This window comes from Pseudomonas sp. H3_D04, from assembly GCF_054669175.1.
Map to the genome: position 1 here is coordinate 2,717,059 of NZ_CP162801.1, position 23,042 is coordinate 2,740,100.

Here is a 23,042-nt window from a genome sequence, read left to right on the forward strand (position 1 = left end):
ATGGCTTCCTGCTCCGGTAGTCAACCCATTGAAAACACGCTTCTTTCGGCGATTTTGCTGAAGGAAGCCGTTCGCCCGGAGATTCTTATGAATGAGGCGTTTCTCCCCTTCTCCCGCCCGACTATCGGCGATGAGGAAATCGCAGCCGTAGAGCAAGTATTGCGCTCCGGCTGGATCACTACCGGGCCGAAAACCCAGCAACTGGAAGAGCAATTTGCCCACTATGTCGGCTGCCGTCATGCCGTTGCACTTTCTTCGGCCACTGGTGGTATGCATATCACGTTACTGGCATTGGGCATTGGTCCGGGCGATGAAGTCATTACGCCGTCGCAGACCTGGGTGTCCACCGCCAACATGATCTGCCTGCTGGGTGCCAAACCGGTCTTTGTCGACGTTGACCGCGACACGCTCATGTGTGACCTGGCCAGCATCGAGGCGGCGATCACGCCGCGCACCCGGGCAATCATTCCGGTGCATTACGCCGGTGCCGCCTTCGACCTTGATCCACTTTACGCATTGGCCGACAAACACGGCATCCCCGTCATCGAAGACGCCGCCCATGCGGCAGGCACTTTCTATAACGGTCGACATGTCGGCGCTAAAGGCACGGCGATCTTCTCGTTCCACGCGATCAAGAACATGACCTGCGCCGAGGGCGCGATGTTCGTCAGCGACGACACCGCGCTGGCCAACCGGGTACGCATGCTCAAGTTTCATGGGCTGGGCGTTGATGCCTACGATCGGCTGACCCACGGTCGCAGACCTCAGGCACAAGTGATGGAGCCGGGTTTCAAATACAACCTGGCCGACATCAATGCCGCCATCGCCCTGGTGCAGCTTGAGCGTCTGGGTGCGATCAACGCCAAGCGCACCGAGCTGGCGCGCACCTACCTGCAACGCCTCGAAGGTTTACCGGTGCAACCGCTGGCCATCCCGACGTATCCGCAGCGGCACGCGTGGCACCTGTTCGTCCTGCGCATCGACGCCGAGCGCTGCGGACTGGATCGCGATGCCTTCATGAGGGCCTTGCAGGAACAGAACATCGGCACCGGCATTCACTTCATCGCCACGCACCTGCACACCTGGTACCGCCAGCGTTTCCCTGACCTTCACCTGCCCAACACCGAATGGAACTCGGAGCGCCTGTGCTCGATTCCGTTGTTCCCCGACATGACCACCGATGACGTCAATCGTGTCGTCGACGCCATCGAAAACACACTGGAAAAAAGCCTGTGAAACCGTATCCGATCCGTTGCGTGTCGATCGTCATCCCGGTCTACAACGAACAGGACAGCCTGCCCGAGCTGCTCAGGCGGACCGAAGCGGCCTGCCGTTTGTTGCGCCATGACTATGAAATCGTGCTGGTCGATGACGGCAGCCGCGACAACTCCGCACAAATCCTCGAGGAGGCCGCCAATCGAGAGTGCAGCCCGGTGGTGGCGGTCATTCTCAACCGCAACTACGGCCAGCACGCGGCAATCATGGCCGGTTTCGAGCAGTGCAAAGGCGATGTGGTGATCACCCTCGACGCCGACCTGCAAAACCCGCCGGAAGAAATCCCTCGCCTGGTGGCGCAGGCCGAGCTGGGCTATGACGTGGTTGCCACGGTACGCAACAACCGCCAGGACTCCGCGCTGCGCCGCTGGCCGTCGAAGCTGATCAACCTGGCCGTACAGCGCTCGACCGGTGTGGCCATGAGCGATTACGGCTGCATGCTGCGCGCCTACCGCCGCAGCATCGTCGACGCGATGCTCGCCTGCCGCGAACGCAGCACCTTCATTCCGATCCTGGCCAACAGCTTTGCCCGGCACACCACGGAGATCCTGGTGACCCACGCCGAACGTGAACACGGCGAATCCAAATACAGCCCCATGCGCCTGGTCAACCTGATGTTCGACCTGATCACCTGCATGACCACCACGCCGCTGCGGTTGCTGAGCATCGTCGGTTTCGCCATGGCCGGACTCGGCTTGCTGTTCGCCACGGCGTTGATCGTCCTGCGCCTGGTGTTCGGCGCCGAATGGGCCGGCGACGGCACATTCGTGTTGTTCGCCGTGCTGTTTGTGTTCACCGGCGGGCAGTTCATCGGCATGGGCCTGTTGGGCGAATACCTGGGCCGCATGTACAGCGACGTCCGCGCCCGCCCCCGATTCTTCGTCGAGAAAGTCCTGCGTAGCCAACCCGCCACGCCAGCACCCGTTGTCACCGTCGACGGCCTCACTAACACTTCTTCCGATCAGGTTCTCTCATGAGCGCAAAAGCTGTTGTCTTCGCCTATCACGATATCGGCTGTGCCGGCATCGAAACCCTGCTCGACTCAGGCTTCGAGATCGCCGCGGTGTTTACCCACGCTGATGATCCGAAGGAAAACACCTTTTACGCCTCCGTGGCGCAACTGTGTGCGCGCAAGGGCATCCCGGTTCATGCCCCGGAAGATGCCAACCATCCGTTGTGGATCGAGCGCATCAGCAAGCTGAAACCCGATTACCTGTTCTCGTTCTACTACCGCCAGCTGCTGAGCGAACCGCTGTTGGCCACGGCACGCAAAGGTGCGTTCAACTTGCACGGTTCATTGCTGCCGCGCTATCGGGGTCGTGCACCGGCCAACTGGGTGCTGGTCAACGGTGAAAGTGAAACCGGCGTGACCCTTCACCGTATGGTCAAGCGCGCCGACGCCGGCGCAATCATCGCCCAGCAACGGGTGGCCATTGAACGCAGCGACACGGCGTTGAGCCTGCACGGCAAATTGCGTGTGGCCGCCATCGACCTGCTGCGCGATGCCTTGCCGGCGTTGCGTCAAGGCACCGTCAGCGAAACCCCGCAGGATGAATCCAAAGCCACGGTGTTCGGACGTCGCACCCCGGCCGACGGCAAGCTTGTGTGGAAGCGCCCCGCCGAAGAACTGTTCAACCTGGTCCGCGCCGTCACCCAGCCGTACCCAGGCGCGTTCTGTGCCGTTGGCGAACACAAGCTGATCGTCTGGAGCGCAGAAGTTGCCAAGGGAAACGCAGGCCAGGCACCGGGCCGGGTCATCAGCGTCGATCCGCTGCGCATTGCCTGTGGCGAAGACTCTTTGGTCATCACCTCCGGCCAGCGTAACGACAACGGCTTGTACCTGAGCGGTCCGCAACTGGCCAGCGAACTGGGGCTGGTCGACGGTTCCGTGTTGCGTGGCGCCGAGTCCGGCCGCGCGCCACGCCGCACTCGGGTGCTGATCCTGGGCGTCAACGGCTTCATCGGCAATCACCTGTCCGAGCGGCTTTTGCGCGACGACCGATACGAGGTGTACGGCCTCGATATCGGCTCCGATGCCATTGACCGCTTGCGCAGCCATCCGCGTTTTCACTTCGTCGAAGGCGACATCAGCATTCACTCCGAGTGGATCGAATACCACATCAAGAAGTGCGACGTGATCCTGCCGCTGGTGGCTATAGCCACGCCAATCGAATACACCCGCAACCCGCTGCGGGTGTTCGAACTGGACTTCGAAGAGAACCTGAAACTGGTGCGCTACTGCGTCAAATACAACAAGCGCGTGATCTTCCCGTCGACCTCCGAAGTGTATGGCATGTGCCAGGACCAGAACTTCGACGAAGACAGCTCCAACCTCGTCGTCGGCCCGATCAACAAGCAACGCTGGATCTACTCGATCTCCAAACAGTTGCTCGACCGGGTGATCTGGGCTTACGGCCAGAAAGGCCTGAGCTTCACCCTGTTCCGTCCTTTCAACTGGATGGGCCCGCGCCTCGACCGGCTGGACTCGGCGCGGATCGGCAGCTCCCGGGCCATCACCCAACTGATCCTGAACCTGGTGGAAGGCACGCCGATTCGTCTGTTCGACGGCGGCGAGCAGAAACGCTGCTTTACTGACATTGCCGACGGCGTCGAAGCGCTGGCCCGGATCATCGACAACGAGAACGATGCCTGTAATGGCCAGATCATCAACATCGGCAACCCGGACAACGAGGCCAGCATTCGTCAGTTGGGCGAAGAACTGTTGCGTCAATTCGAAGCGCACCCGTTGCGCGACAACTTCCCGCCGTTCGCCGGTTTCCGCGACGTGGAAAGCAAGGCGTTCTACGGCACCGGCTACCAGGACGTGTCCCACCGCAAACCGAGTATCGCCAACGCCAAGCGCCTGCTGGACTGGACGCCGACGGTGGAGATGAGCGAGACCATCGGCAACACCCTGGATTTCTTCTTGCGTGAGGCCATGCTCGAAATTGCCGAGCACTCCAAAGAAGAATCATGCTGATGCGGGCAGGCCTTCGGATCGATGTCGACACTTACCGGGGCACCCGTGAGGGGGTGCCGCGACTGCTGGAAATCCTCGATGAAGCACAGGTCAAGGCGACGTTTTTCTTCAGTGTCGGGCCGGACAATATGGGGCGCCATCTGTGGCGCCTGATCCGCCCGCAATTCCTCTGGAAAATGCTCCGTTCCAACGCGGCCGGCCTGTACGGCTGGGACATTCTGCTGGCCGGCACGGCCTGGCCGGGCAAACCGATCGGCCGCGACCTCGGGCACTTGATGCGTCAGGCCCGGGATGCGGGCCATGAAGTCGGTCTGCACGCCTGGGATCACCACGGCTGGCAGGCCAATGCCGGGCGGTGGAGCGAGGCGCAGCTGATCGAACAGATCCGCCAGGGCGTCGACACCCTCAGCGACATCCTCGGGCAAGCCGTCGAGTGCTCGGCGTCGGCCGGTTGGCGTGCGGACGAACGCGTGATCGAGGCCAAGCAGGCCTTCGGCTTTCGCTACAACAGCGATTGCCGCGGCCAGAGCCTGTTCCAACCAAGATTGGCCGGCGGTGGCTTGGGGGCGCCGCAGATTCCGGTGGACCTGCCGACCTTCGATGAAGTGGTCGGCCCTGCCGTTGCGGCCAAGGACTTCAACGCCTTCATCCTCGATCGCTTCACCCCTGAACACCTCAACGTTTATACGATCCACGCCGAAGTAGAAGGGATTCTGATGGCCAACGATTTCCGTCAACTGCTGGCCGATGCGCGCCAGCGTGGTATCGGCTTTAAACCCTTGGGCGACCTGCTTCCCGCAGCCCCGGGCGCCTTGCCAACGGGCCGGGTCGTGCGCGGCCATCTCGAAGGCCGGGAAGGCTGGCTGGGAGTGCAAGGCGCATGAGCAAACGCTGGGGACTGCCGCTGCTGTTGGGGGTTTTTCTGTTGGCGTATCTGTTGCCGTTGGGCAGCCACGGCTTATGGATTCCCGATGAAACCCGCTATGCGCAGATCAGCCAAGGCATGCTCCTGAGCGGCGACTGGGTATCGCCGCATTTCATGGGCCTGCGCTATTTCGAAAAGCCGGCAGCCGGGTACTGGGTGATTGCGGCCAGCCAGGCCTTGTTTGGCCAGAACCTGTTTGGAGTGCGCTTTGCCTCGGCGCTGAGCATGGGCCTGAGTGTGTTGTTGTGTTTTCTGATCGCCCGTCGTTTGTGGAACGAACCGCGCAAAAGCTTTGCCTGTGCGTTGCTGTACATGAGTTTCACCGTGGTCGCGGGCCAGGCCGGCTACGCCAATCTCGATCCGCAATTTGCCTTCTGGGTCAATCTGAGCCTGGTCGCGTTATGGTTCGCGCTCGACAGCGACCGCCGGGGTCCGCGCCTGACCGGTTGGGCGGTGCTGGGGCTGGCCTGCGGCATGGGATTCATGACCAAGGGCTTTCTCGCCTGGTTACTGCCGGTGCTGATCGCCCTGCCCTTCATGATCTGGCAAAAACGCTGGCGTGAGCTGCTGGTCTACGGCCCCGTGGCAATCATCGTGGCTATTGCGGTCAGTCTGCCGTGGGCGCTGGCGATTCACTCGCAGGAACCCGATTACTGGCGATTTTTCTTCTGGCACGAACACATCCGTCGCTTTGCCGGTGACGACGCCCAGCATGACGCGCCGTGGTGGTTCTATTTGCCGTTGCTGGTGGCGTTCAGTCTGCCGTGGGTGGCATTGCTGCCGTCGGCGTTGCGGCAAGCATGGACAACCCGTGGCCAGGTCCGCATCGGTTTTCTGCTGCTGTGGCTGGTAACGCCGCTGCTGTTTTTCAGCCTGAGCAACGGCAAATTGCCGAGCTACATCTTGCCCTGCCTGCTGCCATTGGCCTTGCTGTTGGGGCATACCCTGGCCGACCGACTCAAGCTGGAGCAAGGCCGGGTGCTGGGCCTCAACGGTTTGCTGAACTTGCTGCTGGGGCTGACCGCCCTGCTCGCCCTGGTCTATCTGCAACTGAAAAAGCCGCTGTATAACCATGAACTGCACAACCTGGTGCTGGTGTTCATCGGCCTGATCGGCTGGATCATGGCCAACCTGCTGCAAGCTTTCAGACCCCTGCAATGCTGGGCCGCACCGGCCTTCGGCAGCCTGCTGCTGATCGGTCTACTGCCCGCCGGGCTGCCCGACTCGGTGGTGGCCAACAAGATGCCCGACCAGTTCATCCGCCATCACGCCGATGAACTGGCGCAGACCGGGAAACTGTTGAGCAACGATCTCGGCGCCGCAGCTGCCCTGGCCTGGCGTCTGAAGCGCCCGGACGTGGCGTTGTACAACACGATAGGCGAACTGAAATATGGCCTTGCTTATCCTGACTCGGTGCAGCAGCGCGTCGATCCCGATCAGGTTCAGCAGTGGATGCGCAACGCCCGTCAGAGCGGCTCGGTCGGCGTGGTGATGCGGGTCAAGGGTGAGGACGAGCTGCAAGAAATCGAACGGCTGCCCAAGGATGGCAAGCGCTATGAACAAGGCAATCTGGTGATTCTGATCTTTCCTCAGGGTGCGTCATGAGCCTGCTCCTGCTGTTGGCCGCGTGCCTGCTGACCTGCCTGGGCCAGATCGCCCAGAAGTACGCCGTCGACAGTTGGCGGGCGAAGCCGTCAGCCTGGGGCGAGAAACTGCGCTCCCCTTGGTTGTGGCTGGCACTCGCTGCGCTGGGGTTGGGTTTGCTGGTCTGGCTGCTGGTGTTGCAGCGCCTTGAAGTCGGCATTGCCTACCCGATGCTCAGCCTGAATTTCGTGCTGATTACCCTGATCGCCCGGTTTGTCTTCCACGAGCCCATCGACCGCCGGCACTGGCTGGGCGTGGCGCTGGTGATCGGCGGTGTGATTCTGCTGGGGCAACAAGCATGAACCTGCGTCGCGGAATCACCTTTGCAATGGGCAGCGTGCTGCTCGGCAGCGCGGCGCAGTTGGGCATGCGCTGGAGCATGACGCGCCTGCCGTCCCCCGAACATCTACTGACTTCCAGCATCGATCCAGCGGCGGTCGCCGTGGTGCTGGGGGCGATTCTGGCCTACGGAGTTTCAATGCTGTCCTGGCTCGCCGCCCTGCGGGATGTGCCGCTGGGCCGGGCCTATTCGCTGCTGAGCATCAGCTACGCGCTGGTGTATCTGCTGGCCGCCAGCCTGCCGGTGTTCAACGAAGCGTTCAGCGTTACAAAAACCCTCGGCGTGGCCCTGGTCATGCTCGGAGTCATCACCATCAACTCACGTCCGGCTCGCGCGCCCGAACGCAGGAGTGCCTCATGAAAATCAGTGTATTTGGTAGCGGTTACGTTGGCCTGGTGCAAGCCGCCGTCCTGGCGGAAGTCGGCCACGACGTGGTCTGCATGGACATTGACGAGAAGAAAGTCGAATTGCTGCAACAAGGCCACGTGAGCATTTTCGAACCGGGGCTGGCCAGCCTGGTGCGCGAAAGCCTGGAAGCCAAACGCCTGCAATTCACCACCGATGAAAAACTCGCGGTGCAGCATGGTCAGGTGCTGTTTATCGCGGTCGGTACACCGTCCCGGGACGATGGCTCGGCGGACCTGCGTTACGTGTTGTCGGTGGGCGAAGCGGTTGCACGGCATCGTGAGCAGCCGGTGATTCTGGTGGAGAAATCCACGGTACCGGTGGGCACGGGCGACACCTTGCGAGCGCATATCGACAAGTGCCTGATCAAGGTCGGCCGCTTGCTGCAGTTCGATATCGTCTCCAACCCCGAATTTCTGAAGGAAGGTTCGGCCGTGGCGGACTGCCGGCGCCCGGACCGGATCGTCATCGGCTGCGACAGCGATGACGTGCGCGACGTGATGCGCGACCTTTACGCGCCGTTCAATCGCAACCACGACCGCATCATGTTCATGGACCTGCGCAGCGCCGAGCTGACCAAGTACGCCGCCAACTGCATGCTGGCCACCAAGATCAGCTTCATCAACCAGATCGCCGAACTGGCCGAGCATCTGGGTGCGGACATCGAATCGGTGCGCCTGGGCATCGGCGCCGACTCGCGCATCGGTTACCACTTCATCTACCCCGGCTGCGGGTATGGCGGTTCGTGTTTCCCCAAAGACATGCGCGCGCTGATTCACAGCGCCGAAGAGGCGCACTGCTCCAGCGACCTGTTGCAAGCGGTGGAAGCGATCAATCAGCGGCAGAAGCACAAGCTGTTCGAGCGCATCAACGCGTTCTACAAGGGTGACTTGCGCGGCAAGACCTTCGCCGTGTGGGGCCTGGCCTTCAAACCCAACACCGATGACATGCGTGATGCGCCGAGCCGGGTGCTGCTGGAATCGCTGTGGGCCGCCGGCGCCAGCGTGCGCGCATTCGACCCGGAAGCCATGCAGGAAACCCAGCACCTGTATCCCGAGGAGTCGAAGTTGATGCTGATGGGCACACCGGAATCGGTATTGGCCGGTGCCGACGCGCTGATCATTTGCACCGAATGGCAGCAGTTCAAGGCCCCGGATTTCAACCTGATCCAGCAACGGTTGAAGGCGCCGGTGATCTTCGACGGACGCAATTTGTACGACGCCGAACGCCTGGCACGCAGCGGTTTCCTGTACTTCCCGATAGGCCGTGGGGAATCACGCAAATTGCCGATTCCGTTCCAGCAGTGGCCCGCGAATCAGGTCGTCGCTTGATCGCCGTATCGGCGCCCATACGCCGGCAGTCCTTGTGGCTGGGGCTGATGGCGCTGGGGCTGTTCAGCGCCGGGGTTTATCAGCAGGCCGCCATCGGTTTCGATTCGCGTTTTGTGCTGTTTGCCCAGGAAATGCTGCGCCATGGGCCGTCGGTTTTTCCGACCACCTATGGCCAGCCCTACGCCGATTACTCGGCGCTTTCGACCCTGTTCATCTGGGTCCTGTCGTTGCCCTTCGGACAGGTCAACAGCCTCAGTGCCTGGTTACCAAGCGCAATTGCCGGGGCGGTAATCGTTACGCTGATGTACCGCTTGCTGGCGCCCTACTCCCCACGTTGGGCGCTGCTGAGCATCGCGTTGATGTTGATGACCAACACCTTCGTCACCGAAGTCCGAGCGGTGTCCCAGGACCTGATGCTCGCGGCGATCGCCTTTGCAGTGTTCTATCTGGGTTATGCCGCGGACCACTTTTCGGCACCCCGGCGCTGGCTGCTGATTTTCGCCCTGTTGCTTCTGGGCTTTGCGGTTCGTGGCCCGATCGGGCTGGTGGTCCCGACTGGCATGCTGTGCAGTTATTGGCTGCTCAATCGCCAATGGCAGCGGCTGTTCGGCTTCGGCCTGACGGCGGCGGTGCTGCTGGCCGCAAGCGTCGGCATGTTGTTATGGCTGGCCGAAAGCCGTGGCGGTCCCCTGTTCATGCAGGATGTCGTGCGCATGCAGTTTCTGGGGCGAATGGACGGCAGTGAAGGCGTGAGCGGTTCGCTGTATTACTTCACCGGATCGCTGGGCAACTATGCGCTGGCGTATCCGTTGGCGCTGCTGGTGTTGGCGGCGGTCTGGCTGCCCCATCAGCGCCAGTCAGGTCCGGCGCTGCGCCTGTTGCAGTACTGCACGGCGGCGGCGTTGATTGTGATGGTCGGACTGTCGATTCCCCAAGCAAAAAAGGCCCGCTACCTGCTGCCGATGTTGCCCATGGCCGCGATCATTGCCGCGTACCCGTTCCAGGTGGCGCGGGGACAGGTTTTCGTTTGGTTGCGCGGTTTGATGCAAGGAGTGTGGTTGTTGACGCCCTGCGTATTGATCGGCGTGTTGCTGTACGCCCATCGACGGTTTCCCGAGCAACTGACCTCGATCACTTCGATGCTGATCATCCTCGCCGCGCTGCAAGTGATCGCACTGGCCACGCTTTTCAGGCCCCGATGGCGGGCACAGACCTTGGCGTTTTGCGCGGTTCTGGCGTTGTGGTCGGTCTACATTCTGGTGTTCGAACCGGTCGAACGCCGGCTCTACGACACCCAGACGTTCAGCCGCGCGGCCTTTGCGCTCGTGCAAAACGATCCGGCGCCGCTGGTATTGCATGGCATGGGTAAAGACGCGAAGGCGATCAAGTTCATGGTCAATATCGATGAGGACTTGCAACCGGTGTTCACCGAGTCGATTCAGGAGCTGGAACAGCTTCAACTGCCGGCGTGGTTGATGATGGACGCGCGTGACTATCGGGCCTTGCAAGGCACGCCGTTCGCAGCCGTGCCGCCGGTGTTAAGCGGCCGATTCGACAAAGATGATTACGTCTTGCTGCACCTCAACCTGCCTTCGCAGATGCCGAGCCCGTGAGGCTGCTGCTAAGTGCACGGATCAATGTCATTGCCCGCCGCCCACTCCACCGACGCCGCCCTCCCCGCCATCGAGCGTTCGGTGGCTGGCCACCGCCAAGTTTAAAAGAAGAATATTTTTCGCAAGAATTTACTTGTTGATCATTTCTTGCGCTGGCTTCCACACCATGATTGTTTTTTCCGTGATTACTGACTTTGCAGATATTGATTCTATTATTCGCAGAATAAGGGGCGGGACTTGTTATATCGGTTTATCAATTTATCTTTTGATCGCCTTCCCAAAAAAACTTGAGAAGGTACTGTAAAAAACAAATCAGATTGATCAAAACAGATGACGATGCGCAGCCTGAAATAATCCCTGTGTTGCGTATCAGATGTGTCTGACTTTCAAACCGGTGCCTTCAGATCCACACCCAATGCCTGCGCAAACGCCTTGACCAGCGGGCTGCGCACGGTGTTGTGGCGCAGGATCAGATTGAACGGCGTGACGATGCTGATCAGGTCCGGGCGCACCGCGCGAAATTGCCCCTGAGCCGCCATCGATGCGGCGTAATGCTGCGGCAAAAAGCCCAGGAAACGCCCGGTCTTGATCAGCAATGCCACGGCTTCCACCTGAGTCGCCGAGGCTGAAAAACTGTCGTAGTGGACGAAATTGAGTTTGTCGCGATGAATCGCGTAGCGATGGTTGATGAACTCGTAATCCTTGAGCACGTGGCTGCCGATTTCGGCGTCCGGCATCGAGAACAGCGGATGACCGAGCGCGCAGTAAACCTCCGAGCGCTCTTCATACAGCGCGTAGTAATCGAACTCTTCACGCTTCTGATAAACAGGAACGATGCCCGCCACTAACCGCCCCTCTACGACGCCTCTTTCGACTTCATCCAGTTGCGATGACTGAAGTTGGAACCTTACTTTAGGTGACTCTTCATTGATTCTTCTAAGCGCGGCCACTAACGGTGAATTATCGTCGGAGATTGTATTGTCAATAACACCCACCCCAAGGTCACCGACAAGTTCATTCTGCGCCGAACTAAGCCGATCACGAAAGTTGTCGACCGAGGCAAACAAGTCGATGGATGCCTGGTACACCAGACTGCCTTCTTCGGTCAGGTGAAAGCCTTCCCGGCCTCGGGTGCACAGGCGCATGCCGATGCGGATTTCAAGGTCGGAAATCTGTTTGCTGATGGCTGCCAGCCCCACATTCAGCTCGTTCTGGGCGGCACTGAAGCCTCCGGCCTCGACCACGGCCTTGAACACTTTTAGCAGTTTGAAATCCAGGCCACTGAGGGCCAGCGGCGCCCGATGCGACGTTTTCGGTGGCGGGTTTCCGGAATTGGAAAGTGGGGTTTCCATAATGCTTATTTACCTCTGGCGCCCTATTCAACACTCTGTGTCCAACAACAAAAATAGTGCTGGTAAATAATAATGAACACAGAAAACCAGGCTTGGCAACCGCTAATAATCCCCGTACTTCAGTGCCAACTCACTGATTTCGAACTATTAAAAGCTGACACTTCGATCAGCTCTCGCAACGATATAACTGCCCCTATTGAAACTGCTTTGGCCTGACCACGCCCGGTTGATTTTTTAACGATCCCGGCACGGGTTCCAGGTCCGGCATACCGATCTGTAGGAGCGAGGCTTGCCCGCGAAGCTCTTCGGCATCACACCAAACTAATGACTAACTTCCGGCTACGACGAGGAAAACAACAATGTCTCAATCCACCGACCGTCTCTGGGGTGCCCGCTTCAAAAGCGGCCCGTCCGAAGCCCTGGCGGCGTTGTCCCGTTGCCCCGAACGCTACTTTCGCCTTACCCCGTATGACCTCGCCGGTTCCAAGGCGCATGCCCGTGAATTGCAGCGCGCCGGGCTGTTGAGCGAGCAGGAAACCCTGACCATGCTCGACGCTCTGACGCGCATCGGTGATGACTTCCGTGCCGGCAGCATCGCGCCGACCCTGGACGACGAAGACGTCCACACCTTTATCGAACGCCTGCTGACCGAACGCCTCGGCGCCCTCGGTGGCAAACTGCGCGCCGGGCGGTCCCGTAACGACCAGACCGCCAACGACCTGCGCCTGTTCCTGCGGGATCACGTGCGCACCCTGGCCGTCGAAATACTGGCCTTGCAGCAAGCGCTTGTGGATCAGGCCGAGCAACACATCGAGAGCATCTGTCCAGGCTTCACTCACTTGCAGCAAGCGCAACCGATCGTCTTCGCTCACCACTTGCTGGCTCACGCTCAATCGATGCTGCGTGACGTGCAACGCCTGGTGGACTGGGACAATCGCACCTCGCTGTCGCCACTCGGCGCGGCAGCCATGGCCGGTTCCGCCATCGCGCGCCTGCCGCAGCAGTCGGCCAAGGAAATGGGCTACAGCGGCGTCTGCGAAAACTCCATTGACGCCGTGGCCAGCCGCGATCACGTCGCCGAGTTTCTGTTTATCGCCAGCATGCTCGGGATCAACATTTCCCGCCTCGCCGAAGAGTTTTGCCTGTGGTCGTCGCGGCAATTTCGCTGGGTCGCGCTGGACGATGCCTACGCCACCGGCAGTTCGATCATGCCGCAGAAGAAGAACCCGGACATTGCCGAACTGGCCCGGGGCAAGGCTGGCCGCCTGATCGGCAACCTCACCGGGTTGTTGTCGACGTTGAAATCCCTGCCGCTGTCATACAACCGCGACTTGAGCGAAGACAAGAACGGCGTGCTCGACAGCGTCGACACGCTGCTGCTGGTGTTGCCAGCCATGGCCGGGATGGTCGCAACCATGAAGGTCAACGTCGAAGAGCTGCGTCGCCAGGCACCGCTCGGTTTCACCCTGGCCACCGAAGTCGCCGACTGGCTGGCCATGCGCGGCGTACCGTTCAAGGAAGCGCATGAAATCACCGGCGCGCTGGTCCAGGCCTGTGAGAAACACGACATTGAATTGTGGGAAGCATCGCCGGCGCTGCTGGCCGAGATTGATCCACGCCTGACCGCGGAAGTGCGCGAGAGTCTGACCCTCGAAGCAGCCATCGCCGCCCGCAGTGGCTGGGGTGGCACGGCGCCGCAACAGGTGCGCGAGCAGATCGGCCGTCTGAAAACCGCCCTCGCGGCGCAGCAGCAATGGACCGAGAACTATCAGGGTTTCCGCCTCTGAAGCAGCACGCAAAAATCCGTAGGAGCGAAGCTTGCTCGCGAAGAGGTCATGTCAGTCGACCTCAATGTTGAATGTCACACCGCTTTCGCGAGCAAGCTTCGCTCCTACAGGGGATTTTGGTTGATCTGAAAGAACAGTGTACGGAGAAACAACATGAGCCAGACTCAGGCAGAACGACTCCAGCGGGAGCGAAAACTGGCGGAAAACCAGTTCGACATTACCCAATACCACCACGTGCCCCGGCGTTATTACGGGCGGATTTTCTTCGCCACCGTCATCGTCATTGCGATTCTCGGGCTGGTACGCGCCTTCGCCGAAGGCAAGATCGAATGGTCGTACATCGGCCAGTTCCTTACCTCGCAAGCGATCATGTGGGGTTTGCTCAACACCATCGTCATGGCGGTGCTGGCGATGGCCCTGGGCATCGTCTTCGGGGTGATCACGGCGATCATGCGCATGTCGGCCAATCCGATCCTGCGTTATGTCGCGGTGACCTACACCTGGCTGTTTCGCGGTACGCCGCTGATCCTGCAACTGCTGTTGTGGTTCAACCTGGCGCTGATCTTTCCCACCATCGGCATTCCCGGCGTGTTCGAAATGGACACCGTGACTCTGATGACCCCGTTCGTGGCCGCCCTGCTCGGCTTGAGCATCAACCAGGGCGCCTACACCGCTGAAGTGGTGCGTGCCGGTTTGCTGTCGGTGGACACCGGGCAGTACGAAGCCGCCAAGTCGATCGGCATGCCACGCCTGCAAGCCCTGCGCCGGATCATCCTGCCGCAAGCCATGCGGGTGATCATTCCGCCGGTGGGCAACGAGTTCATCGGCATGGTGAAAATGACCTCCCTGGCGAGCGTCATCCAGTACTCGGAGCTGCTCTACAACGCCCAGAACATCTACTACGCCAACGCCCGCGTAATGGAGCTGCTGATCGTCGCCGGTATCTGGTACCTGGCCACCGTCACCGTGCTGTCCTTCGGTCAAAGCCGTCTGGAGCGTCGTTTCGCTCGCGGCGCCGGCAAGCGTTCTTGAGGAGCCCCACATGAGAAGCATCGTCAAGGCCGTGAGCCTGAACAAATATTACGACCAGTTCCACGCGCTCAAGGATGTCAACATCGAAGTCGAGCAAGGCGAAGTTCTGTGCATCATTGGCCCGTCCGGCTCCGGCAAAAGTACCTTGCTGCGTTGCGTCAACCAGCTGGAAAAGATCGACAAGGGCGGCCTGTGGGTCGACGGCGAACTGGTGGGTTACCGGGTCGTCGGCAACAAATTGCACGAGCTCAATGAGTCGCAGATCGCCCGTCAACGCCTGTCCACCGGCATGGTGTTCCAGCGTTTCAACCTGTTCCCGCACATGACTGTGCTGCAAAACATCATCGAAGGGCCGTGCCAGGTGCTCAAGCGTTCGCCCAAAGAGGCGCACGAAGAAGCCGTGGAATTGCTCGCTCGCGTCGGCCTGGCCGACAAGCGTAACAGCTACCCGATCGAACTCTCGGGTGGTCAGCAGCAACGCGTCGCCATTGCCCGTGCCCTGGCCATGCGTCCCAAGCTGATGCTGTTCGATGAACCCACTTCGGCACTCGACCCGGAACTGGTCGGTGAGGTGCTGTCGGTGATGCGTGACCTCGCGCAAACCGGCATGACCATGATCGTCGTCACCCATGAACTGGGCTTTGCCCGTGAGGTTGCCAACCGCATGGTGTTCATGGACGGCGGGCAGATCGTGGAGGCTGGAAGCCCCGAAGAAATACTAATAAGTCCGCAAAACCCGCGCACCCAAAGCTTCATTTCTGCCGTTCGAACCTAAGCGCCGTTTGGCGCTCACAACACTCATAAGAGAACGACCATGAAGAAAATAGTTATCCCGACAGTACTCGCAGGTGTTATGGCTTGCGGCTTCACCTTCGCCGCTGAGCTTCCGGCCGGCATCAAGGAAAAAGGCGAGGTCATTGTGGCGATCATGCCGAACTACCCGCCGATGGATTTCAAGGACCCGGCCACCAACACCCTCACCGGTCTCGACGTTGACCTGGGCAATGCCCTGGCCGAACGTCTGGGCGTGAAGATCAAGTGGCAGGAAACCGGCTTCGAGCAAATGATCAATGCCCTGACCACCGACCGCGTGGACATGGTGATGTCGGGCATGACCGACACCGCTGAACGCCAGGCCAGCGTGACCTTTGTCGACTACTTCACCAGCGGCCCGCAGTTCTACACCTTGCAGAAGAACAAGGACTTCAACGAGATCACCGACCTGTGCGGCAAGAAAGTCGGCACCAGCCGTCGTACCACCTTCCCGGCGGAAATTGCTGAATACAGCAAGGCCCACTGCGAAGGCGCCGGCAAACCGGCCATCGTGGTGGTCGGCACTGAAGGCTCGGCCGATGCCCGCGCGCAATTGCGTCAGAGCCGTATCGATGCGGCCATGCAGGGTAGCGAAACCCTGCCGTATCTCAAGACCCAGGAAAAGGACATGTACAAGACCGTGGGCCTGCCAATCTCCCAGCAGTTCACCGGCCTTGGCGTGAGCAAGAAAAAGCCTGAGTTGAGTGAAGCGGTGAAGGTCGCGTTGCAGAGCATGGTCGATGACGGCAGCTATCAGGCGATTCTCAAGAAATGGGACCTGGAACTGGGCGCGATCAAGACCGTGACCATCAACGCCGGCAAGTAATGCTTGCCCTGTAGGCGCGAGGCTTGCCCGCGAAGGCGGTGTTTGGCAGAGATGTTGAATGTACCGGCCTTTTCGCGAGCAAGCTTCGCTCCTACAGGAACTGCGTTTTACTTATAGATAAAATGGAGCGCCACGATGTCCTCCTCCCCCCAACCCACCTGGCCCGACCCGCACAAAGCCTGCCTCGCCCTGGCCTTCGACCTCGATGGTCCGACAGGCGATGCGATGCTCAACGGTTCGATCTGGCGCAAGCCCGAGTACTTCGGTTTTGGCGGTTATGGTCCTTACCGGGCCTTGCCGCGGATTCTGGATTTGCTCGACGAATACCGGATCCCGACGACCTTTTTCGTCCCGGCCTGGGTCGTGGAAAACTGGCCGAAACAGTGCCAGGCGATTATCGAGCGCGGGCATGAGGTGGCGTACCACGGCTACAAACACGAATCCTTTTACGCCCTGGCGCTGGAACAGCAAAAGGACGTGATGAACAAATCCCGCGAGGTGTTCTGGAAACACCTGAACATCCGCGCCGAAGGTTTCCGCACCCCCTCCGGAGACTGGCGAGCCGAGACCCCGGCGATGCTGGTGGAAGCCGGCGTGACTTACTCCAGCAGCATGCGCGGCGATGACCGCCCGTACCTGGTGAAAGTGCCGGGCCATGAAACCCCGCTGGTGGAAATCCCCGGCCGCTGGGAAATGGACGACTACGCCTCCCTCGCCTACACCCGGGCGCCGGACTTCCCCTCGGGGCTGGACCGCACCGCCAGCTACGCACTGACCCTCGACAACTGGTGCCGCGAGTACGACGGCGCGATGAATGAAGGGCTGTGCCTGACCACCCTGTTCCACCCCAAGATCACCGGCAAGCCGGGGCGCATCCTGCTGTTGGAAAAACTCTTCGAACACATGCGTCAGCGCGACGACGTGTGGTTTGCCACCTGCCGCGATGTCGCCCAGTGGTGGCTCAAGGAGCATCACCATGGCTGATTCCACCGTCTGGCCCAAAGGATACCGCTGCGCCGTGGTCCTGACCGTCGACTACAACGACATCCACGGCATCCTGACCCAGGCACCTGAAGTCGCCGGCCGCGACAAGACGCTGTCGGTCTGGCGTTACGGCACCCAGCGCGGCGTCGAGCGTTTGCTCGGTTTGTTCGCCGAACTCGGGGTAAAAAGCAGTTGGTGCATCCCGGGTATCGTTGCCGAGGAAAACCCGCAACACCTACGGGCAATTCAGGCCGGCGGGCATGAGATCGCCTGCGCCGGCTATCGCCACCAGAACTACGACCTGCTCGATCTGGCCGGACAAAGCGCCGAGATTGCCAAGGGTTGCGAAGCGCTCGCGGCACTGACCGGCCAGCGTCCGAGCGGGTTTCGCATCCCGGCCGGTAACGGTGCGCCGGGCTTCATCGAGGCGCTGAGGAACCAAGGCATTCGCTGGTCTTCGTCGTGGCGCGGCGATGATTTGCCGTTCGCTCACCCCACCGCCCCCGAAGTGATCGAGCTGCCGTTGCACTACGAACTGGAAGACGAGCCCTATTTCGCCTTCAACCTCAGCCCGGCGGTGCCGCCGGCACAATCGCGAATCGCCTCTTACAGCCACACCCTGGGCAACCTGCAAATGGACTTCGCCGGGTTTCGCCGGTTTGGCCTGTGTTACGTGCTGCGCCTGCACCCGGAAATCATTGCCACGCCGGGGCGAATTGGCGTGTTGCGTGAATTGCTTGAGGGCATGCAGCAGCACGATGACGTGTGGATCGCCACGGCCGGCGAGGTCGCGCAATGGTGGGCCGATTCGGCAGTCCCCGTGACCGAGGATCATCCGGCATCGGTGTATGAGCGGCATTACCGGGATTACCTCGTATGACTGAACGCATGCAGCGACTCGCGCAGTTTTGCGTCGACACGCGCTTTGAAGATTTGCCACCGGCCCTGGTGGCGCAAGCCAAACGGCACATCCTCGACACCTTCGGCGTGACATTGGCCGGGGCTGACAGCGAAGTGGCGAAACAGGCGCGTCAGGTATTCGCAAGTGAAGCCGGTGACACCCTGGTCTGGGGCACTGATCTGCGCATGGGCGCCGCTCAGGCCGCGATCCTTAATGGCATCGCCGCCCACGCCCTGGAACTGGACGACACCGGGGGCTGCGACCACTCCGGCGCGGTGGTGCTGCCGGCGGTGATGGCTGCGGTGTCGATGAAGACCGAACCGGTCAACGGCCGCGAGTTGATTACCGCCGTGGTGATTGGCTACGACGTCAGCCGTCGCGTGCTCGAAGCCTGCGGCGGCTATTCGGCGCACAACGGCGCGGGCTGGCATTCGACCGCGACCTGCGGGGTGTTCGGCGCCGCAGCGGCGAGCGCGCGGATCCTTGGACTGGACGCCGCGCAAACCGTGTCGGCACTGGGCATCGCTGGCAGTTTCAGCGGTGGGCTGTGGGCCTTCATCCACGACGGCTCGCAGAGTAAAAAGCTGCACAGCGGTCGAGCGGCCGAAGGTGGATTGCTGGCGGCGCGGTTTGCTCAACAAGGCATCAGCGGACCGAAAAAGTTGTTCGAGGATGTCTGGGGCGGTTTTCTCAGAACCCTGGCCGGCGTGGCCTCAGATCCGACCGCGCTCGATGCGGATCTGGGCGTCGTGTGGGAAGCTCGCCCGCTGCTCGATCAAGCCCTACGCCGCGTGCCGGGGGACTCATTCGGCAATCGATGCGTTGGGGTTGTTAATAGATCAACTGCAAGTCGGCGCCGATCAGATTGAAGACATCGAAGTCTCGTTGTGCGGGTTTCTTCAGGACATGTGCGGTGGACAGGATGTCAGCACGCTCGCGGCAGCACAGATGAGTTTGCCCTATGCCCTCGCCGCCCGGCTGGTTCATGGTCATTGCCGGCTGGAAGCCTATGACGAGGCACAACGGGGCGACCCTCGGATTGCTCACTGGATGGCGCGCATTCGTCTTGAAGTGGATCCGCAACTGTCAGAGGATGGCGAGCCCGTCATCCGCGTGCGGACGGTGGACGGTCGGCAGGCAAATCTTTGTATCGACCCGCCATTGGGCGCGCCGGGGAATCCGTTGAGTGATGCGGCGCTGGAGGAGAAGTTTTTCAGCCTGGCCGGGCGGGTGATGCCCCAGGAGCAGGCTGGGGAATTGCTTGAGCAATTGTGGCGGTTGGACACGTTGGAATCGGTGTTCTGCCTGTGCGGGCCTCTTCGCGGGCAAGCCTCGCTCCTACAGGTCCTGCGTTGATCATGCGGACACCAACAACCTGTAGGAGCGAGGCTTGCCCGCGAATGAAGGCGACGCGGCTCCACGACGAACACTACACAACCTAAATAAGGACATTTGCCCCACCGTGGCCACTTACTCGCTCGTAATCCGCCGGTTGATGATCGTTTCGCTGACCATCGTCGTCAGCCGCGCCATCACCAGCCCGCTGCTCACCTTGTTCCTGAGCAACAAGCTCGGCCTCAACCAGCAGGACGTCGGTTTGCTGTTGGGCATCGCGGTATTTATCGCCACCCTGCTCGCGCTCTATGGCGGCTACATCATCGACCGCCTCGAAAAACGTCGGCTGCTGATTCTGGCGATGCTCTCCAGCGCCATCGGCTTCGTCCTGCTGACCTTCGCCGAAAACCTCTACCTGACCACCGCCACCCTGGTCATCACCGAAACCGCCTCGGCGTTGTTCCTGATCGGCTCGAAGGCGATCCTCAGCGAAAACCTGCCGATTGGCCAACGCGCCAAGGCGTTTTCCCTGCGCTACACCCTGACCAACATCGGCTACGCCACCGGCCCGATGCTCGGCGTGGTGATTGCCGGGGTGTACCCGATTGCGCCGTTCCTGATAGCCGGCGGCATCGCGTTCTTCAGCATTTTCCTGATGATCGGCATCCCCAGGGACTCGTCGCAGACACCCCCGATCGGCCAACCCCAAAGTTTTCTCAAGACGCTGATTACTCTGAAGAACGACCGCACACTGATCATGTTCACCTGCGGTTGCCTGCTCAGCACCGTGGTCCACGGTCGATTCACCCTGTACCTGTCGCAATACCTGCTGGTGACCCATGATTCCAAGCGCGCACTGGAAACCATGGCCGCCCTGCTCGCCTGCAACGCCATCAGCGTGATCCTGCTGCAATACCAGATCGGCCGATTCCTCAAGCGCGAACAGCTGCGTTACTGGATCGCCGGCGGCACCAGTCTGTTTATCGTCGGGCTGATCGGCTTCAGTCTGGCCGACAGCCTGGTGAGCTGGTGCGTGGCGATGTTCATCTTCACCCTCGGCGAAATGATCATTTACCCCGCCGAATTTCTCTTCGTCGACACCCTGGCCCCGGAAGAACTGCGCGGCAGTTACTACGGCGCACAAAACCTCGCGGCCCTCGGCGGAGCCCTGAGCCCTGTGATTTGTGGTTTCCTGCTGATGCACACACCGGCGCCCACCATGTTTTACGCATTGAGTGCGCTGACGGCCATGGGCGGGTTCCTGTGTTTCATGAGCGGTCGCCGAGTCGCGTTACAGCAAAAATAATGCACTCAAACTGCATTAATATGAATTTGTCAGCATCGGGAATGAACGGCACACTGTGCCCCGTTCCTCCCCCAATAGTTGGAACACCTTCAAGGGCTTTCTGGGTTTCCCAGTTAAGCCTTTTTTTTCCTGGATTTTTACCAACGGATCGTTTGCCTCATGCTCGCTCGCTGGTTACCTGCCGCCATCAACACCCGTCCTTCCGAATGGAGCCGTGCTGCCATTGGCATGTCCCTGGGCACGCTGTTCAGCGTCTGGCTGTGCGCCCAAGTGTTCGGCATGGAAGTGGCGCAACATTTGATCGGGCCGTTGGGCGCATCGGCGGTGTTGCTGTTCGCGGTGTCCTCCGGCGCCCTCGCCCAGCCATGGTCGATTCTGGGCGGATACTTGAGTGCCGGCGTCGTTGCGCTGCTGGTCGCACATGTTCTCGGCCGAACCCTTGGCAGCGCCTGCCTGGCGGCGGGCATGGCGCTGATCCTGATGTGCTGGTTGCGTTGCCTGCACCCACCGGCCGGAGCGCTGGCGTTGCTGTTGGTGCTGGCCGATCCGGCAACCATCGCACTGGACTGGAAAGCCCTCGGCGCGGTCATGCTCGCCGCATCGACCATGCTGCTCTGCGCGCTGGCCTATAACAACCTGACGCGCATTCGCTACCCCAAGCGCGCCGCCGAACCGGTGCCCATGGTGCCGGCGGATCATCCGCCGATCGACAGCCAGGCCATCACCGCCCAGGACTTGAAACTGGCATTGGCGGACATGGAGGCGTTCTTCGATGTCACCCCGGAAGACCTGGAACAACTGATTCATATCAGTGAGTTACACGCCAAACGTCGCAGTATTAGTGAAGTGCTGCGTCATAGTTCCTGACGGCACACCTCCCTGCTCGCGAAGACGCCCTGCCCTTCAACCTCAATGTTGAATTACACAACGCCTTCGCGAGCAGGCTCGCTCTCACAGGCCCATGCAAATATGCAGAAAGCACCTGCATATATCCCGGTTGTACATCATAAATTTGCACTGGTACGATCCGGGATCGCTCGCGCGCGAGCTTCTCTATAAAGAACAATAAAAGCAGGGAGTTAGTGATGACTGCTCAGGTTTCATCGAAAGAGACTTCGTTCATGGATGCCACGCAAAACGAAGTGCTGGCCGAGGTCCGCAACCACATCGGTCACCTGATCCTCAATCGCCCCGCCGGTCTCAACGCCATTACCCTGAACATGGTCCGCCACCTGCAGCGCCAGCTCGACGCCTGGGCGCAGGATCCGCAGGTTCACGCGGTGGTCTTGCGCGGTGCCGGCGAGAAAGCCTTCTGTGCCGGCGGCGATATTCGCTCGCTGTATGACAGTTTCAAAAGCGGCGACACGTTGCACGAAGACTTCTTCGTCGAGGAATACGCCCTCGACCTCGCCATTCATCACTACTGCAAACCGGTGCTGGCCCTGATGGACGGTTTTGTCCTCGGCGGCGGTATGGGCCTGGTGCAAGGCGCTGACTTGCGGGTGGTTACCGAGAAAAGCCGTCTGGCGATGCCGGAAGTGGCCATCGGTTATTTCCCGGACGTCGGTGGCAGTCATTTCTTGCCACGGATTCCCGGTGAGCTGGGGATTTATCTGGGCGTCAGCGGCGTGCAGATCCGCGCAGCCGATGCGCTCTATTGCGGCTTGGCAGACTGGTTTCTGGAAAGCGAAAAACTCGGCGCCCTCGACGAGCAACTCGACCAGCTCGAATGGCGCGACACGCCGCTCAAGGACCTGCAAGGCCTGCTGGCGAAACTCGCGGTGCAACAACTGCCCGATGCGCCATTGGAAGCGCTGCGCCCGGCCATCGATCACTTCTTCGCCCTGCCCGATGTGCCGAGTATTGTTGAGCAACTGCGTGAAGTGACGGTCGCCGACAGCCATGAATGGGCCATGACCACCGCCGACCTGCTGGAGAGCCGTTCGCCGCTGGCGATGGGCGTGACCCTGGAAATGCTGCGCCGTGGTCGGCACTTGAGCCTCGAAGACTGTTTTGCCCTTGAGCTGCACCTGGACCGTCAGTGGTTCGCGCGCGGCGACCTGATCGAAGGCGTGCGCGCCTTGCTGATCGATAAAGACAAGCAACCACGCTGGAATCCGCCAACCTTGCAGGCGCTGGACGCCGAGCACGTCGCGAGTTTCTTCAGCGGTTTTGACCAGAGCGGGAACTGAG

Annotated in this window: 18 protein-coding genes and 2 pseudogenes; 19 read left to right on the forward strand and 1 reads right to left on the reverse strand. The window is 60.6% G+C overall.

The genetic code is table 11. The annotated features are described in order from the left end of the window. Positions 1 to 87 precede the first annotated feature (87 nt). The 9 genes and pseudogenes from arnB (at position 88) to AB4N91_RS12645 (ending at position 10,513) form a co-directional block, all read left to right on the forward strand. On the forward strand, positions 88 to 1,236 hold the full coding sequence (arnB, locus tag AB4N91_RS12605; RefSeq protein ID WP_460112510.1) for a UDP-4-amino-4-deoxy-L-arabinose aminotransferase: 1,149 nt from the start codon (positions 88 to 90) through the stop codon (positions 1,234 to 1,236). Beyond that, positions 1,233 to 2,252 (forward strand): undecaprenyl-phosphate 4-deoxy-4-formamido-L-arabinose transferase, encoded by a 1,020-nt coding sequence (arnC, locus tag AB4N91_RS12610; RefSeq protein ID WP_083376803.1) that lies wholly within the window; start codon positions 1,233 to 1,235, stop codon positions 2,250 to 2,252. The genes arnB and arnC overlap by 4 nt, the downstream gene beginning before the upstream one ends. Further along, positions 2,249 to 4,255, forward strand: coding sequence for a bifunctional UDP-4-amino-4-deoxy-L-arabinose formyltransferase/UDP-glucuronic acid oxidase ArnA (gene arnA, locus AB4N91_RS12615; protein ID WP_458725320.1), 2,007 nt, complete (start codon positions 2,249 to 2,251; stop codon positions 4,253 to 4,255). Before arnC ends, arnA begins: the two co-directional genes overlap by 4 nt. Beyond that, positions 4,255 to 5,139 carry a 4-deoxy-4-formamido-L-arabinose-phosphoundecaprenol deformylase gene (gene arnD, locus AB4N91_RS12620; RefSeq protein ID WP_427700877.1) on the forward strand — a complete coding sequence of 295 codons (885 nt, stop codon included), beginning with the start codon at positions 4,255 to 4,257 and terminating at the stop codon, positions 5,137 to 5,139. Before arnA ends, arnD begins: the two co-directional genes overlap by 1 nt. Then, positions 5,136 to 6,785 carry a lipid IV(A) 4-amino-4-deoxy-L-arabinosyltransferase gene (gene arnT, locus AB4N91_RS12625; RefSeq protein WP_460112511.1) on the forward strand — a complete coding sequence of 550 codons (1,650 nt, stop codon included), beginning with the start codon at positions 5,136 to 5,138 and terminating at the stop codon, positions 6,783 to 6,785. The genes arnD and arnT overlap by 4 nt, the downstream gene beginning before the upstream one ends. Then, positions 6,782 to 7,126 (forward strand): 4-amino-4-deoxy-L-arabinose-phosphoundecaprenol flippase subunit ArnE, encoded by a 345-nt coding sequence (arnE, locus tag AB4N91_RS12630; RefSeq protein WP_083376806.1) that lies wholly within the window; start codon positions 6,782 to 6,784, stop codon positions 7,124 to 7,126. Before arnT ends, arnE begins: the two co-directional genes overlap by 4 nt. Further along, positions 7,123 to 7,524 (forward strand): 4-amino-4-deoxy-L-arabinose-phosphoundecaprenol flippase subunit ArnF, encoded by a 402-nt coding sequence (gene arnF / locus AB4N91_RS12635; RefSeq protein WP_083376807.1) that lies wholly within the window; start codon positions 7,123 to 7,125, stop codon positions 7,522 to 7,524. The genes arnE and arnF overlap by 4 nt, the downstream gene beginning before the upstream one ends. After that, a pseudogene (locus AB4N91_RS12640) lies at positions 7,521 to 8,902 on the forward strand (UDP-glucose dehydrogenase family protein); the annotation flags it as partial. The gene arnF and the pseudogene AB4N91_RS12640, both read left to right, overlap by 4 nt. A 45-nt stretch (positions 8,903 to 8,947) precedes the next feature. Continuing rightward, positions 8,948 to 10,513, forward strand: a complete 1,566-nt coding sequence (locus AB4N91_RS12645; RefSeq protein ID WP_460112663.1) for an ArnT family glycosyltransferase — start codon at positions 8,948 to 8,950, stop codon at positions 10,511 to 10,513. 386 nt (positions 10,514 to 10,899) lie between these two features. Here AB4N91_RS12645 and AB4N91_RS12650 read toward each other — a convergent pair whose 3' ends face one another. Continuing rightward, on the reverse strand, positions 10,900 to 11,865 hold the full coding sequence (locus AB4N91_RS12650; RefSeq protein WP_083376808.1) for a LysR family transcriptional regulator: 966 nt from the start codon (positions 11,863 to 11,865) through the stop codon (positions 10,900 to 10,902). Positions 11,866 to 12,224: 359 nt separating this feature from the next. Here AB4N91_RS12650 and argH point away from each other — a divergent pair, with 359 nt between their 5' ends. The 10 genes and pseudogenes from argH (at position 12,225) to AB4N91_RS12700 (ending at position 23,041) form a co-directional block, all read left to right on the forward strand. Next, positions 12,225 to 13,652 carry an argininosuccinate lyase gene (gene argH, locus AB4N91_RS12655; protein ID WP_460112512.1) on the forward strand — a complete coding sequence of 476 codons (1,428 nt, stop codon included), beginning with the start codon at positions 12,225 to 12,227 and terminating at the stop codon, positions 13,650 to 13,652. A 153-nt stretch (positions 13,653 to 13,805) separates the two neighbouring features. Then, entirely contained in the window at positions 13,806 to 14,684 is an 879-nt protein-coding gene (locus tag AB4N91_RS12660) for an amino acid ABC transporter permease (protein WP_010460052.1), read from the forward strand. A 10-nt stretch (positions 14,685 to 14,694) separates the two neighbouring features. Next, positions 14,695 to 15,459: an amino acid ABC transporter ATP-binding protein gene (locus AB4N91_RS12665; RefSeq protein ID WP_010460050.1), complete on the forward strand. Its 765-nt coding sequence runs from the start codon at positions 14,695 to 14,697 to the stop codon at positions 15,457 to 15,459. Positions 15,460 to 15,498: 39 nt separating this feature from the next. After that, entirely contained in the window at positions 15,499 to 16,323 is an 825-nt protein-coding gene (locus AB4N91_RS12670) for an ABC transporter substrate-binding protein (protein WP_460112513.1), read from the forward strand. A 135-nt stretch (positions 16,324 to 16,458) separates the two neighbouring features. After that, entirely contained in the window at positions 16,459 to 17,307 is an 849-nt protein-coding gene (locus AB4N91_RS12675) for a polysaccharide deacetylase family protein (protein ID WP_154504595.1), read from the forward strand. Then, positions 17,300 to 18,187: a polysaccharide deacetylase family protein gene (locus tag AB4N91_RS12680; protein WP_077748388.1), complete on the forward strand. Its 888-nt coding sequence runs from the start codon at positions 17,300 to 17,302 to the stop codon at positions 18,185 to 18,187. Before AB4N91_RS12675 ends, AB4N91_RS12680 begins: the two co-directional genes overlap by 8 nt. Next, positions 18,184 to 19,564, forward strand: a pseudogene (locus tag AB4N91_RS12685) (MmgE/PrpD family protein). The gene AB4N91_RS12680 and the pseudogene AB4N91_RS12685 overlap by 4 nt, the downstream one beginning before the upstream one ends. Before the next feature lie 106 nt (positions 19,565 to 19,670). Continuing rightward, positions 19,671 to 20,849, forward strand: coding sequence for an MFS transporter (locus AB4N91_RS12690; RefSeq protein ID WP_102593775.1), 1,179 nt, complete (start codon positions 19,671 to 19,673; stop codon positions 20,847 to 20,849). A 159-nt stretch (positions 20,850 to 21,008) separates the two neighbouring features. Next, positions 21,009 to 21,716 (forward strand): HPP family protein, encoded by a 708-nt coding sequence (locus tag AB4N91_RS12695; protein ID WP_010460040.1) that lies wholly within the window; start codon positions 21,009 to 21,011, stop codon positions 21,714 to 21,716. Between the two features lie 218 nt (positions 21,717 to 21,934). Continuing rightward, positions 21,935 to 23,041, forward strand: coding sequence for an enoyl-CoA hydratase/isomerase family protein (locus AB4N91_RS12700; RefSeq protein WP_077748385.1), 1,107 nt, complete (start codon positions 21,935 to 21,937; stop codon positions 23,039 to 23,041). The last annotated feature ends 1 nt before the right edge of the window (position 23,042 follow it).